The sequence below is a fragment of the Deinococcus sp. genome (genome assembly GCF_025362455.1).
Lineage (GTDB): Bacteria > Deinococcota > Deinococci > Deinococcales > Deinococcaceae > Deinococcus.
Genome location: NZ_JANYGJ010000179.1, coordinates 22,161 through 35,322, shown reverse-complemented (window position 1 = coordinate 35,322; position 13,162 = coordinate 22,161). Strand labels below are relative to the sequence as shown.

14 protein-coding genes are annotated in these 13,162 nt (G+C 65.5%); 10 read left to right on the top strand and 4 right to left on the bottom strand.

Translation table 11 applies throughout. The features are described from left to right. Positions 1-53: 53 nt before the first annotated feature. Complete coding sequence (locus Q0R23_RS13550) at positions 54-602, bottom strand: M23 family metallopeptidase (RefSeq protein ID WP_293913809.1); 549 nt, start codon at positions 600-602, stop codon at positions 54-56. Between the two features lie 122 nt (positions 603-724). Between Q0R23_RS13550 and Q0R23_RS13545 the strand changes: the two genes are divergently transcribed. The 3 genes from Q0R23_RS13545 (at position 725) to Q0R23_RS13535 (ending at position 3,416) form a co-directional block, all read left to right on the top strand. Further along, complete coding sequence (locus tag Q0R23_RS13545; protein ID WP_293913807.1) at positions 725-1,885, top strand: pyridoxal phosphate-dependent aminotransferase; 1,161 nt, start codon at positions 725-727, stop codon at positions 1,883-1,885. Positions 1,886-2,062: 177 nt separating this feature from the next. Beyond that, entirely contained in the window at positions 2,063-3,136 is a 1,074-nt protein-coding gene (locus Q0R23_RS13540; RefSeq protein ID WP_293913805.1) for a Xaa-Pro peptidase family protein, read from the top strand. Positions 3,137-3,158: 22 nt separating this feature from the next. Beyond that, positions 3,159-3,416, top strand: a complete 258-nt coding sequence (locus tag Q0R23_RS13535; protein ID WP_293913803.1) for an MFS transporter — start codon at positions 3,159-3,161, stop codon at positions 3,414-3,416. Here Q0R23_RS13535 and Q0R23_RS13530 read toward each other — a convergent pair. Further along, positions 3,354-3,719, bottom strand: a complete 366-nt coding sequence (locus Q0R23_RS13530; protein WP_293913802.1) for a cupin domain-containing protein — start codon at positions 3,717-3,719, stop codon at positions 3,354-3,356. The genes Q0R23_RS13535 and Q0R23_RS13530 overlap by 63 nt on opposite strands. Before the next feature lie 156 nt (positions 3,720-3,875). Between Q0R23_RS13530 and Q0R23_RS13525 the strand changes: the two genes are divergently transcribed. Next, a complete protein-coding gene (locus tag Q0R23_RS13525) occupies positions 3,876-5,117 on the top strand; it encodes an MFS transporter (RefSeq protein ID WP_293913801.1) in 1,242 nt (413 codons plus the stop codon). Positions 5,118-5,242: 125 nt separating this feature from the next. Continuing rightward, positions 5,243-6,172, top strand: a complete 930-nt coding sequence (locus Q0R23_RS13520) for an NADP-dependent oxidoreductase (RefSeq protein WP_293913799.1) — start codon at positions 5,243-5,245, stop codon at positions 6,170-6,172. Between the two features lie 368 nt (positions 6,173-6,540). On the opposite strand, the gene Q0R23_RS13515 is transcribed toward Q0R23_RS13520, so the two are convergent. Then, positions 6,541-8,166 carry a serine hydrolase domain-containing protein gene (locus Q0R23_RS13515; RefSeq protein WP_293913797.1) on the bottom strand — a complete coding sequence of 542 codons (1,626 nt, stop codon included), beginning with the start codon at positions 8,164-8,166 and terminating at the stop codon, positions 6,541-6,543. Positions 8,167-8,580: 414 nt separating this feature from the next. Here Q0R23_RS13515 and Q0R23_RS13510 point away from each other — a divergent pair, with 414 nt between their 5' ends. Together Q0R23_RS13510 and Q0R23_RS13505 are read left to right on the top strand one after the other, a co-directional pair. After that, on the top strand, positions 8,581-9,282 hold the full coding sequence (locus tag Q0R23_RS13510; protein WP_293913795.1) for a response regulator transcription factor: 702 nt from the start codon (positions 8,581-8,583) through the stop codon (positions 9,280-9,282). A 32-nt stretch (positions 9,283-9,314) separates the two neighbouring features. Then, complete coding sequence (locus Q0R23_RS13505; protein ID WP_293913793.1) at positions 9,315-10,340, top strand: ATP-binding protein; 1,026 nt, start codon at positions 9,315-9,317, stop codon at positions 10,338-10,340. Here Q0R23_RS13505 and Q0R23_RS13500 read toward each other — a convergent pair whose 3' ends face one another. Continuing rightward, positions 10,341-10,475, bottom strand: a complete 135-nt coding sequence (locus tag Q0R23_RS13500; protein WP_293913791.1) for a hypothetical protein — start codon at positions 10,473-10,475, stop codon at positions 10,341-10,343. 19 nt (positions 10,476-10,494) lie between these two features. Between Q0R23_RS13500 and Q0R23_RS13495 the strand changes: the two genes are divergently transcribed. From Q0R23_RS13495 to Q0R23_RS13485, 3 genes are all read left to right on the top strand, one after another. After that, positions 10,495-10,863, top strand: a complete 369-nt coding sequence (locus tag Q0R23_RS13495) for a hypothetical protein (RefSeq protein ID WP_293913789.1) — start codon at positions 10,495-10,497, stop codon at positions 10,861-10,863. A 346-nt stretch (positions 10,864-11,209) separates the two neighbouring features. Further along, entirely contained in the window at positions 11,210-12,160 is a 951-nt protein-coding gene (locus tag Q0R23_RS13490) for an ABC transporter permease subunit (protein WP_293913788.1), read from the top strand. A gap of 31 nt (positions 12,161-12,191) precedes the next feature. Continuing rightward, positions 12,192-13,097 carry a carbohydrate ABC transporter permease gene (locus Q0R23_RS13485; RefSeq protein ID WP_293913786.1) on the top strand — a complete coding sequence of 302 codons (906 nt, stop codon included), beginning with the start codon at positions 12,192-12,194 and terminating at the stop codon, positions 13,095-13,097. Positions 13,098-13,162 lie beyond the last annotated feature (65 nt).

The following is a 13,162-nucleotide window of genomic DNA, read 5'->3' as shown; positions in this document are numbered from 1 at the left end:
CGCGTCTGTATCAATCAACTCCTGCGTCTATCAGAACTCCAGCATCAGGTGGACTACCGGTTTCTCGCCACCGAGCTTTTTCTCAGCAGCGGATAGGGGTTGGTGGCCTGCCAGCCCGGCGAGTACACCCCGTAATGCAGGTGCGGCGGCGTGCCCTGGGCGTTGCCGCTGTCGCCCACGTAGCCGACGACGGTTCCGGCGCTGATCCACTGACCGCGCTCCAGATCGGCGTAGCGCTCCAGGTGGGCGTAGTAGTGGTGATAGCCGCCGGGGCCGGTCACGTAGACGATCCGCCCGCCCAGCCGGTCCAGACCGACGCGCCCGACCACGCCGCCCACGGTTGCCAGAATCGGCGTCCCACGCGGCGCGAAGATGTCCACGCCCTCGTGGCGGCGGCCCTCGCTGCGGGCGGTGCCCCAGGTGTCGGCGTAGCGCACGCCCGGCAGTGGCGCCGCCAGGCTGGACCCCTGCGGCCCCGGCGCCCGGAGCAGTTCGGCGTAGCGCCGGGCGTTTTGAAGCGCGGGCCAGGCCAGCAGAGCCAGACCGCCGAGCAGGGCCAGCACCAGGAGAACGGAGATCAGTCGGCGCAGCATGAGCTTCATACTGGCGCCGCCGGATGAGACGGCGCCGGGAAGTGGCTGACGGCAGCTTGAGCGTTCAGGCGAGCTCAGACCTGCGCCGCCCAGGCCGAACACCGCTCTACACTGAGGTCTACACTGAGGGCATGTTCACCCCGCGACTCTCCCGGAATGTCCAGATTCTGCGCCCGTCGAGCACCGTGGCGGTGAGCGACCACGCCACGGAACTCCGGCGCCAGGGCGTCGATATCATCAGCATGGCGGCGGGCGAGCCGGACTTCGCCACCCCCGAACACGTCAGGCAGGCGGCCATCGACGCCATTCGGGCGGGCAAGACCCGCTACACGGCGGTGCAGGGCATTCCTGAGCTGCGCGAGGTGATCGTGCGCAAGCTGGAGCGCGAGAACAACCTGAGCTACGCCCCGGAGGCGGTGACGGTCAGTACCGGCGGCAAACAGGTGCTGTTCAACGCCTTTTTCGCCCTGCTCGACCCTGGCGACGAGGTGATTATTCCGGCGCCGTACTGGGTCAGCTACCCGGAGATGGTGCGCTTCGCCGGGGGCGTACCGGTGCCGGTCACGACCCACGCCAAAGACGGCTACGCGCTGGACCCGGAGGCGGTGCGGGCGGCCATCACGCCGCGCACCAGCATGATCGTGCTCAACTCGCCGGGCAACCCGACCGGGGCGGTCTATCCGCAGGCGACCTTGCAGGCGGTGGCCGAGCTGGCACAGGCGCACGACCTGATGATCCTGAGCGACGAGATGTACGAGCACATCGTCTACGGCGCCGCGCACCTGAGCGTCGCCCGCTTCGCCCCGGAGCACACCTTGACCGTCAACGGCGCCAGCAAGGCCTACGCCATGACCGGCTGGCGCATCGGCTACGGCGCCGGGCCGAAAGCCCTGATCCGGGCCATGAACGCCATTCAGGGCCAGAGCACCAGCAACCCCAACAGCGTCGCGCAGTGGGCGGCCCTGAGCGCCATCGCCGACAGCCGCGCCTTTATCGAGATGGCCCGCAGCCAGTACCAGCTTCGCCGCGACCGCATCGTGGCGGGCCTGAACGCCCTGGGCTTAGGAACCCCCCTGCCGCAGGGCGCCTTCTACGTGCTGGCCGACGTCACCCCGATTCACCACGACGAGCTCGAAGCCGCCCGACTGATGCTGGACCAGGCCCGCGTGGCGGTGGTGCCCGGCACCGATTTCCTGGCACCTGGCCGGGTCCGCCTGAGTTACGCCACCAGTCTGGAGCAGATCGAGATTGTGCTGGAGCGGCTCGGCGAGCTGGTGAGGGTGCGGGGCTAGGCAGGCGGCACAGCAGTGGCGTACAAACCCGTCCCCGCGCAATCTGGACTTTGCAGCGCCCTTCCCACCCGCCGGGCGGTGCGGCCCCAGCTCGGTGCGCTGCTCTCCGCCTTGCCCCACCTGGCCCCCTGATACCGACCACACACCTCACCGCACCTCAACACCCAGGAGAGCACCTTGAACCTCACCACGCAGGCCCCATTCGTTCTCGAACAGGTGCAGCGCAAACTGCCTGAACTCCAGGTCGCGGCAGTCTGGATCGCCTCGCCCGCCAACATCCGTTACCTGACCGGCTTCACCGACGGCGCGGACGCCAAACTGCTGGTGACGCCCCAAGGCGCGACCCTCTACACCGATCTTCGCTACGACGTCCAGGCCAGGCAGCAGTCCGGCGTCCCCGTTCACCTGGCCCGCCCCAGGGACGCGCTGGAGCATGCCAGGGGGCTGATCGCAGGCCGTCCGGTGGCCTTCGAGTCTGAATTCGTGAGTTACGACAAGTACTCGGAACTGCTCTCGGTCTGGCAGGTGCCGCTGCACCCGGTCAAGGGCCTGGTCGAGCCGTTCAGGCTGCTGAAAACGGAGGGCGAACTCGAACTGTTGCGGCGCTCGGCGCGGATTGCCGACGAGGCGCTGGCGCAAGTCGCCGTGACCCTCCAGGCTGGGCGCCGCGAGGCCGAGGTCGCGCTTGAGCTTGAGGTCACCATGCGCAGGCTCGGCGCCGACGACAAGGCGTTCGGCATCACCGTGGCGAGTGGCGTCCGTGGCGCGATGCCTCACGGTGGCGCCACCGACAAACGGATTCAGGGCGGCGAACTGGTCACCATCGACATGGGTGCGCGGTGCGGCGGCTATCACAGCGACATCACCCGGACCTACGCGGTGGGCGAAGTGTCGGGCGAGTTGCGCACCATCTACAACACCGTTTATGACGCCCAGGAGCGGGCGCTGAACTTCATCAAAGCCGGGGTGCGCTGCGTCGACGCCGACGCGCAGGCCCGGAACTGGATCGTCGAGGCGGGCTACGGCGACTATTTCGGGCATTCGCTGGGGCACGGTGTGGGCCTGAACATCCACGAGGAGCCCGCCCTGAGCAGGTGGGCGCAGGATCAGCGGCTGGAGGCGGGCATGGTCGTGACGGTCGAGCCCGGAATTTACGTGCCGGACCTGGGCGGGGTGCGAATCGAGGACCTGATCCTGATAACGGATACCGGCTTCGAGTTCTTGTCTCACGCGCCGAAAGCGAGATTGTGACGAATTCATCTGTGAAACGGCCTTGCCCGAATTGAACATTGAGGCCGTATCCGGACTGATCTCCGCGTGCGAGCAGGCCGAGCAGGGCGTAGCCGAGGGTGCTGGGGACGGGCGACTCACCGGTGGGCGGCTGGGCGACCTGTACGGGCGTCGCCGGATGTTCCTGCTGGGACTGGCCGGGTTCACGCTCACCTCGGCGCTGTGCGGGCTGGCGTGGTCACCGCTGGCCCTGATCGTGTTCCGGGTGCTTCAGGGCCTGCTTGGATGGATACGTGGATAGATAAACGGCGCGGTAATCGGCGGCGGGCAACGACAGGTCGCTGGTCAGCCGGAAGGGCCGTCCACCCGGCAGCAAAAAGCACTCGCCTGCCCTGAGCATCAGCGCTTCGGGCACGCCCTCGACGGCCAGCCAGCACTGCCCGTGGACCACCGCGTAGCACCTGATCGGTACGTTCTGGGAACACTCGAAGGACCACGCGCCCCCGATGTCCAGGCCCGACGCCCTGAGACTGCGCGACCTGAGACTGCGCGGCCTGAGACTGCGCGCCCTGAGCAGCGACAGCACTTCCGAGAGGGGGTCCATCAGCGTCTCTGGACGATGGCGAAGAAAATAAAGACACTGGAGTATAGAAAGTCTCTGTGCATGGACTTAGGATGCAGCCATGATCGTCACTGCGCCCACCCGCGAGCCTGGTTGCCCTTCCCCACCCCCCTCACTGCCTCCAAGGACCGTCCACGGATGACCAGGACCACGCCCCTCACCCCTGATTCGGCCACTCCTGATTCGCAGACGGCTGCACCTTCCGCCTCCACCACCCGCTCATCGGCCCCGCCCGACGTCCTGACCCGCCTGACCCTGCTGCTGCTGGCGGCGCTGACCATCATGGCCGGGGCCACCATCGCGCCCGCGCTGCCCGCCATGACGGCGCATTTTGCGGGTCAGCCCAACGCCGCGCTGCTGGTCAAGCTGACGCTGACCATCGTGGGGCTGGCCATCGCCCTGAGTGCGCCCCTGAGCGGCGTCCTGGCCGACCGGTTCGGGCGCAGACCGGTGCTGATCGGCGCCCTGCTGCTGTACGCACTGGGCGGGACCAGCGGACTGATCGTGTCCTCGCTGGGAGAGCTGCTGATAGGCCGGGTCGTGCTGGGGCTGGCGGTGGCGGGCACCATGACCGCCGGTGGGGCGCTGATCAACGACCTGTTCAGCGGCCCTGAGCGCGGCAAATTTCTGAGCCATCAGGCGGCCTTCACCAGTTTCGGCGGGGCGGTGCTGTTGCCGCTGGGCGGCCTGCTGGCTGGCGTGAGCTGGCGTGCGCCGTTTGCCATCTATTTTGTGGCGCTGCTGCTGCTGCCGCTGGTGTTGCGCCTGCCCAGAGGGGTGACGGTGAGCGAGGTTGGCGGCCAGGCCGAGGGCAAACCGCAGTGGGCTGCCATCGGGGTGGTCTACGCGCTGGCGCTGGCCTACATGGTGATCTTCTACCTGATGCCCGCGCAGGGGCCCTTCCTGATGAAATTCCTGGGGGCCTCGCCCGCCGCCACCGGCCTGCTGCTGGGCGCGTTCACGCTGACGGCAGCCATCACGTCCCTGACGTACTCGCGGTTTTCGGGCCGCTTCGATCCGCGCGTCGTCTCGGCCCTGGGGTTTGGCCTGGTGGCGGGCGGCTGGGCTGTCGTGTCGCAGGGGCCGACCATCGCCGCCGTGGTTCCGGGCCTGATCGTCGCGGGGCTGGGCGGCGGGCTGGTGCTGCCCAACCTGTACATCTGGCTGGCCGACATCACGCCGACAGCCTGGCGCGGGCGCGTGGTGGCGGGCATGAGCAGCGCCGTGTTCCTGGGGCAGTTTCTCAGCCCGCTCCTGCTGACCGCGCCTGCCGCTCATCCGGCGCACGGTTTTGTCTGGGGCGCGCTGGCAGCGGTGGTGCTGGGCGCGGCGCTGCTGGCCTTCAGCCTGGCGGGCAGCAGGTTGCGGGGCGCCGCCTGACCCTGAGCGGCGCCTGAACCTGAGCGACGCCGGGGGGCGACTGCGCCCGTAGGGTCAACCCTCAATCCCGACGTCTACAGACTTCACTCTATCTGAAGAAAAAAGCAGAGGCTGGGGTCAACACCATGAGCGAAAAAATGAAAGCGGTGGTCATCGACGAGTACGGCGACAACAGCGTCGTGCAGTACACCGACGTTGAGCGACCGACACCCCAGAGCGGCGAGCTGCTGGTCAGGATTCAGGCGGCGGGCGTGAATCCGGTGGACTGGAAGATTCGCAGCGGCGCGGGCGTGAGGATGGGCAAAACCCTGCCGATCCTGCTGGGCGGGGAGATCGCAGGCACGGTCGAGGCGCTGGGCGACGGCGTGATCGGCTTCGCAGCGGGCGACGCCGTGTACGGGATCGTCTCGTCGGGCGGCTTCGCGGAGTACGTCACCGTCAGGGCGGCTGAGATGGCGCGTAAGCCGGAGAGCCTCGACTTCATCCAGGCGGCAGCCGTGCCGCTCGGCGCACTGACGGCCTGGCAGGCGATGTTCGACCTGGCCAGGCTCAGCAGCGGCCAGCGCCTGCTGATTACCGGCGCGTCGGGCGGCGTCGGTTCGCTGGCCGTGCAGCTTGCCAGGGCCAGGGGCGCACACGTGACCGGCGTGGCCTCCTCCCGCAACGAGGAGTTTGTTCGCAGCCTCGGCGTGGACGTGTTTATCGACTACACCAGGGAGCGCTTCGAGGCGGTGGCCCAGGACATGGACGTGGTGTTCGATACGGTCGGCGGCGACACCTTTCACCGGTCATTCGCCAGCGTCAAGCCCGGCGGCTTCCTGGTGACGGCCACCGGGTTCCCCGACCAGGAGGCCGGGCAGCGCGGCTTCGGGGTCGGGCGGGTGCTGTGCAAACCCAACGTGGGGCAGTTGGTGCAGATCGCGCAGCTCGTGGAGCGCGGTGAGGTGAAGGCATACATCGAGACCGTGCTGCCGGTATCGGAGGTCAGGCAGGCGTTCACCCTGTCCGAAGGTGGCCGCACCCGTGGGAAAATCGTGTTGCGAATTGGGGCCTGATACGGATTCCGATTGATTCCGTTCTGTATTCGGAATCAATCCGACCAACGGGAGGAGGAACAAATGCGGATTCTGCGGTATGGAGGAACACCCGGCGCTTTTACGGGTGTTACGGAATTGAGCGGAATCCGTATGAGCGGTCTGTCCGGGTAGAATTGAGACGGAACTAAAATGAATTGAAGACATGGCGGTTTCGTCGCGGTAGCCGCTGAACGCAACCAAGCACAGCGAGATTGAGCTAAACGTTGCTCGATCTCGCCGTGCTTTATTACCGTGCGTTGGGGGTTGTGCGCGTCAAGACTTCGGCGGACCTGCATCCTCAACCTACATCGTCAATCAGTTATCCGTGTTCACTGGCCGGACACCGTTCACTTGCCAGACACCGCAAGCGGAATATTCCCGGTCAAGCCTTCGAGTTCGATGGTGCGCTTTCCCTTGGTGCCAGCGAATTTAATCACGCCGCCGATCAGGGGTTGGCTGGTCGCCATGAAGCGGTCCTTGCCCAGAGGCAACAGGTCCACCGCGAACCGGACGCCCTGAAACCCGGATTCCAGCTTGAGCGTTCGGCGGTCAACGACCTTGATCCGGGTCGGCTTGGTGTCGGCCAGTCCCCTGTAGCTGCCGACCAGAGCGCTCAGTTCAGACGGGCGAGGCTGGTAGGTGCGGGCCGCCAGACGGTCGGCTGAGAAGCTAGCGTTGTCCTGACGCAAGATTTTGAGCTGCCCCTGGATCACGGCATTGACATCGGGACTCTGGCAGCCGAGCAGGGCTCCGGCGACGTGCAAGCGGACCGCCTCCATGAAGGTGTTGGCCCCCTCGACGTTCGCCAGAATTACCACACCTGAGCGCTGCTTGGGCAACAGGGTGATGTTGGCGGTCTCTCCGGTCACGTTGCCGCCATGCTGCACCAGTTGCTGCCCAAGAAAGGTCTCGACACCCCAGTAAAACCCGTAGTGCTCGTTAGTGACCAGCGCAGCGGGCACGGCAGTCGATTTGGCAGCAACTTTGCGCACTTGGTCGGCGAAGACGCCGGTCAAATTGAAATCGGGCGCGGCCACCTGCCCGGTGTGCATCTGGTCGAGGTTGGCCCTGGACAGCAGAGGCGAGCCGTCACCGAGCTGAAACTGCACGTAGCGGGCCAGCTCGGTGGCGCTGGCGTTGACGGCCCCGGCTGGAGCGTCTGCGCCCAGGGTCAGATACGGGGCGGGTTGCGAGCCGCCGCCCCTGACGTTGATGACGTGCGGTGTGGCGATGTCAGGCTGCTGCCTGAGTTCTTTGATCGAGAGCGTCGCCGTGTTCATGCCCAGCGGCTTGAGCACCCGCTCACGGGTGAACGCGGCCCACGGCTGAGCGCTGACCCGGCTGATGATCTCACCGGCCAGGATGGTATTGACGTTGCTGTAGACGAAGGTCTTGCCCGGTTTACCGGCCAGGGGCGTGGTCGGCAGCGCCGCGATGACGTCTTTGGCCGTCAGTTTCGCATCGAACAATGTGGCGTCGGTTCTGACCAGACCGCTCGAATGGCTCAACAGGTTTCTCACGGTGACGGTCCGGGTCGCTGCCGGATTGGACAGTTTGAATTCCGGGATGTAGGTCGTAACCGGCGCGTCGAGGTCAACCAGGCCCTGCTCGACCAGCACCATCATGTCCAGGGCGGTAAATGATTTGGTCACCGAACCGATGGCAAACTGCGTGTTGGCCGTGACCGGCGCGTGTGTTTTGACATCGCGCACGCCGTAGCCCTTCACCACGCGGACGCTGCCGTTCTCGACGAGCGCCAGGCCCACGCCAGGGACGCCGTACTCCTTCATCATGCGGGTGATGTACATGTCGAGCTGAGCCAGATTGGGGGTGGCCTGTGTGGCGCGGCAAACAGGCTGGCCGCCGCCGCCCAGCACGGAGGTTGTGCGGGCCTCAGCAGTCTGGACAAAGGTACCCTGAGACAGCAGGCAAAGGGCGGCCAGCATCGAGCGAGAAGTGCGAATCGCAGACATAAAAGACTCCTTGATTCTCTGCCGGAGCCCTCGACGGGGCCGCCGGTCGGGAAAGACGGCTGAGACAGTGAGACGGCTGGGACAGTGAGACGGTTGGGACAGTGAGACGGCTGGGACGTGGAGTGGTCCGGACCATCGTTTGACCGGCATCGCGCTCGGCACAGGAACGGCTCACGGTCTTGAAAGCACTCTAGGTTTCTACCGGTCAGGCTTCTCCCGGCTTCCGACAAGATTTCTCTGGCCTGCCGTAGCTCGTCAAGTGTGGTCTCCAGGCCGACAGGAGCAGGCTTTCGCCTCTGCACAGACCCCAGGTTCTCATCCAATCTTGTTCAAATCCACTCAAAACCCGAATCTACTTAAAACAATCTACCTAAAACAACAGCCGCCCCTCCCGCACCGCTCCTACACTGGGGTATGGACCTTTCGGCCTCCCAGTACTCACTCGTGCTCGTCGTCGAGGACGAACCGAGTCTGAGCCAGGTTCTCGAAGCCTATCTGCGCCGGGAGGGCTTCCGGACCGAGCGGGCCTTCGACGGCGAAGCGGCCCTGCGCCTGTTCCGCGCCACCCGGCCTGATCTGGTGCTGCTCGACGTGACGCTGCCGAAGCTCGACGGCTTCGAGATTCTGCGGCGCATCCGCCAGGACGGCGACACGCCGGTCATCATGGTCACCGCCCGTGTGGACGATGTGGACCGGCTGGTGGGCTTCAGGATGGGCACCGACGACTACGTGACCAAACCCTTCAATCCGCCCGAAGTGATCGAACGGGTCAAGGCGGTCTTGAGGCGCACACAGCCCAGAGACGGGGGCGGGCCGGTGCTGGTGGCCGGGCTTGAAATCGATTCGCGTGGCATGCAGGTCAAAGCCCTGGGCAAGCGCCTCGACCTGACGCTGAGCGAGTTCCGGCTGCTGGAACTGCTGGCCCGGCACCCAGGGCGGGTGTTCAGCCGCGCCGAACTGATCCAGGCGTGTCTGCCTGAGTCCGGGGCGCTCGAACGGGTGGTCGACGCGCACCTCAACAGCGTCCGGCGCAAGCTCGGTGCCGTCGGGGCGGCTGATCCGTTCGAATCGGTGCGTGGCGTCGGGTATCGCCTGATGGACGGCGGCGACCGGTGAACCGTATCTGGGTGGGCCTGTGGCTGGGGATCATGGGCGTGCTGGTCAGCTTCTGTGTCCTGTTTTTGGTGGCCAAGGGCCTGGCCGCGCTGTTCACGAACGACGACGTGGCCGTGGGGGCCTGGGGATCGCTGTTCGGATTCGTCCTTGCCACGCTGCTGGCGGCCTACATCGCGCGGTCCCTGGCCCGGCCACTCAGCGAGGTCTCGACGGCGGCGCAGCGGGTGGCCGGGGGAGACCTGAGCGCCCGTGCCCGCCTGTCGCCCGTAACGAAGTCGCCCATGACGATAGCTTCAGTCACGAGGCGAACGTATCTGAACTGGCAAAGCGGCGAGACCAGCCGTCTACTGGACGACTTCAACCAGATGGCCGCTTCTCTGGAACGGCTCGAAGCTGAGCGGCGGGCCACCACCGCCTCCATCGCCCACGAACTGCGAACCCCGCTGGCCGTCCTGCAAGCCAGGCTCGCCGCCCTGCAAGACGGCCTCTTCACGCTGGATATGAGTGAGATCAACCTTCTTAAGCAGCACACCGATTTCCTGGCCCGCCTGGTAGAAGATTTGCGTCACCTTTCGCTGGCCGATGCGGGCAAACTCAACCTCACGCTTGAGACCTGTGATCTGGCTGTTGTTGCCAGTGACGCGGTGGCCGGATTCAGACAGCGGGCGCTTCTGAAGGAAGTTCACCTCGAACTCTCTACAGAGACGGCGGTTTTAAGAGGTGACCCCGTGCGGCTGTCTCAAATCATGCTGAATCTGCTGGAAAATGCACTGAAGTTTTCTCCCCCGGCAGGGCGGATCATCGTTTGCGTCAAAGCGCAGAACACAACGGTGGAACTTCGCGTTCAGGATTCCGGGCCTGGCGTCGCCGAAGCGATGAAGGAGCGGGTCTTCGAGCGGTTTTACCATTCGGATACCCACGGCTCAGGCTCCGGTCTGGGCCTGGCCATCGTGAAACAACTCGCCGAATTGCATGGGGGCACCGTCAAACTCACGGACGCGCCAGGGGGAGGAGCCGTATTCCAGGTGGAATTTCCGGTCGTGGTCGTCTCTGTGTAATCACGGCTGCTTGGGCAGAGCCGTCACCACCTCGCGCTCAGCTTCGTCGGCGCCTTCGGGGGTCAGGTAGACGGCGATCACGGCGGCGACGGCGCCTGCAACCAGCGGGACCACCAGATAAAGCAGGCCCGTCACCAGCGAACCCGACGAGAGCTTGCCCAGCCCCAGCGCCGGGTCGCACACCTACACGGTGGCGGCGGGCACCGAGGCGAGCGACCTGAAGCTGACGGTGACCGCCGCAGCCGCCCAGGCCGGACGCTGCACCAGGCCCTTCTCCCTTTCGCTCAAGGACGGCGCCCAGGTCAGGCAGCCGTTTCGCGTCGGCGGAGAGGGGAGCGGCAAGAGTTACGTCGTCACCGTCAGCCGGGGGGGTCGCCAGATCGGACGGAAGGTCTTGCCGCTGGACGCGGGCTGCGGCTGGTCGTACACCAGCAGGCCCGGCGCCGGACGCATCACCTACGCCCTGAAAGAAAGCGGCCAGGGCGCCGCAGCCCGCACCATCACCCTGAACGTCACCCGCTGAGTTCAGCAGCCCCGCACCCTGGGCCGTCAGGCGTCCGGGGTGCGTTTTGTCGTTTGGAAGAATCCCGGTGCTCTGAAAGCAGGCTCTTCAGGCTGGTTTTCCTCACAGATCGGCGGAAGCCGCCACGCTGGCTCTGAACTCGACATGGACACTCTGTTCGCCGGACCGAAATCAGAAGATCCGTTCATCCTGGGCGAGTTTTGCCTCTGTCCGGTGAATCCTGCTTTGCCCTATCGTTTTTCTCAACCACAACGAACAACAGGTCTAGGCCAGCCGGTCGGGGCGCTCACGCCCCCGACGCTGACTGGACCGGTTGCTCAGGCGTGTGGGCGTGAGCGGAGGATCAATGCAAGAGAGAGTTCGCAGTGGCGGCGTCGGGGTCAGGCCAATTCGGGAGTCGCGCTGGCGGCGGTCATGGCAGCGCTACACCTGGGTTTACCTGATGCTGGTCCCGGTGCTGCTCTACTACGCGGTGTTTGAATACGGCCCGCTCTACGGGCTCATCATCGCCTTCAAGGATTACAGCCCTGCCGTGGGCATAGGCGGCAGTCCCTGGGTCGGCTGGCAGTGGTTTCACGAGTTCTTCGGCTCGTTCTATTTCTGGCGGGTGCTGCGCAATACTTTGATGATCAACGTCTGGGATCTGCTGTTCGGGTTCACAGCGCCGATTCTCCTGGCCCTGCTGCTCAACGAGGTCACCAGCACCCGCTTCCGACGATTCGTTCAGACGATGGTTTACCTGCCGCACTTCATCTCCATCGTCGTGATCTCCGGGCTGGTGCTGGACCTGTTCGCGCAAAACGGCCTGATTAACGACATCCTCGTCTCGCTGGGCGGCACGCGCACGGCGTACATGTCCGACCCCGGCTCGTTCCAGGGCATCTACGTCGGGTCCGGCATCTGGCAGAGCGTCGGCTGGGGCAGCATCATCTACCTGGCGGCGCTGGCGGGCATCAATCCGAGTCTGTATGAGGCGGCCAGAGTGGACGGCGCCGGACGATGGCATCTGGTGCGCCACGTCACGCTGCCCGGCATGATGCCGACCATCATCACCCTGTTGATCTTGCGGATCGGTCAGATGATGAGCGTGGGTTTTGAGAAGATCATCCTGCTCTACAACCCCAGCACCTACGAGACCGCCGACGTGATCTCCACCACGGTGTACCGCCGGGGCCTGCTGGAAGCCAACTTCAGCTACGGCGCGGCGGTGGGACTCTTCAACGCCGTGATCGCGTTGGCGCTGCTTCTGCTGGCCAACCGGCTCTCCAGAACGTTTACCGGCAGCAGCTTATGGTGAACCGGCCTCGCCGCATCATCCGGGGAAGCCGGTGAGGCCGCCCAGGGCGCTGCGCCAGAGCCAGGGGTTCAGGTCTCCCCTCGGCGACCGGGTGTTCGATGTCTTCAACGCCGTGCTGCTGCTGGCGCTGGTCCTCATCACGCTGTACCCGTTTTACTACGTGCTGATGGCCTCGCTCTCCGAGCCGAGCCGGATGCTGCGCCACAGCGGCGTGCTGCTGGCCCCACAGGGCTTCTCGCTGGAGGCCTACGTCCGGGTCTTCGAGAACAGCTACCTGCGCGAAAGTTACCGCAACACCGTCCTGTACACCGTCTTCGGCACGGCGCTGAACATCGTGCTGACCTGTCTGGGCGCTTACGGCCTCTCGAAGCACGACCTGGTGGGCCGCACGCCGATCACGCTGTTCATCGTCCTGACCATGTTCTTCAGCGGCGGCCTGATCCCCAACTTCCTGCTGGTGCAGAGCCTGGGCCTGCTCAACAACCCGCTGGCGGTGATCTTGCCCACGGCGGTCAACACCTGGAATCTGCTGATCCTGCGCACGGCCTTCGCCGCCATTCCCCCCAGTCTGGAGGAGAGCGCCCGGCTGGAGGGTGCCAACGACCTGATTATCCTGTGCCGCATCTACATTCCGCTGTCGCTGCCGACCCTCGCCGTGCTGGTGCTGTTTTACGCGGTGGGCCACTGGAACTCGTGGTTCTCGGCGCTGATCTACCTCAACGATCCACACCTCCACCCGCTGCAACTGGCACTCCGGCAGATTCTGATCGACGGCAGCACCGAGGGCGTGGGGGCCGGGGGCGACGCCGCCGAACCGGTCGCGGTGACGCTGCGCTACGCCGCCATCGTCGCCAGCATCCTGCCGATCTTGCTGGTCTACCCCTTCTTGCAGCGCTACTTCGTCAAGGGGGTGCTGGTGGGCGGCGTCAAGGAGTAGGGAGCAGGACCTGAAAAGCGGGCCTGGCACCGGGTTGCCCGCCGCCAAGCAGCAACTCATTTGAA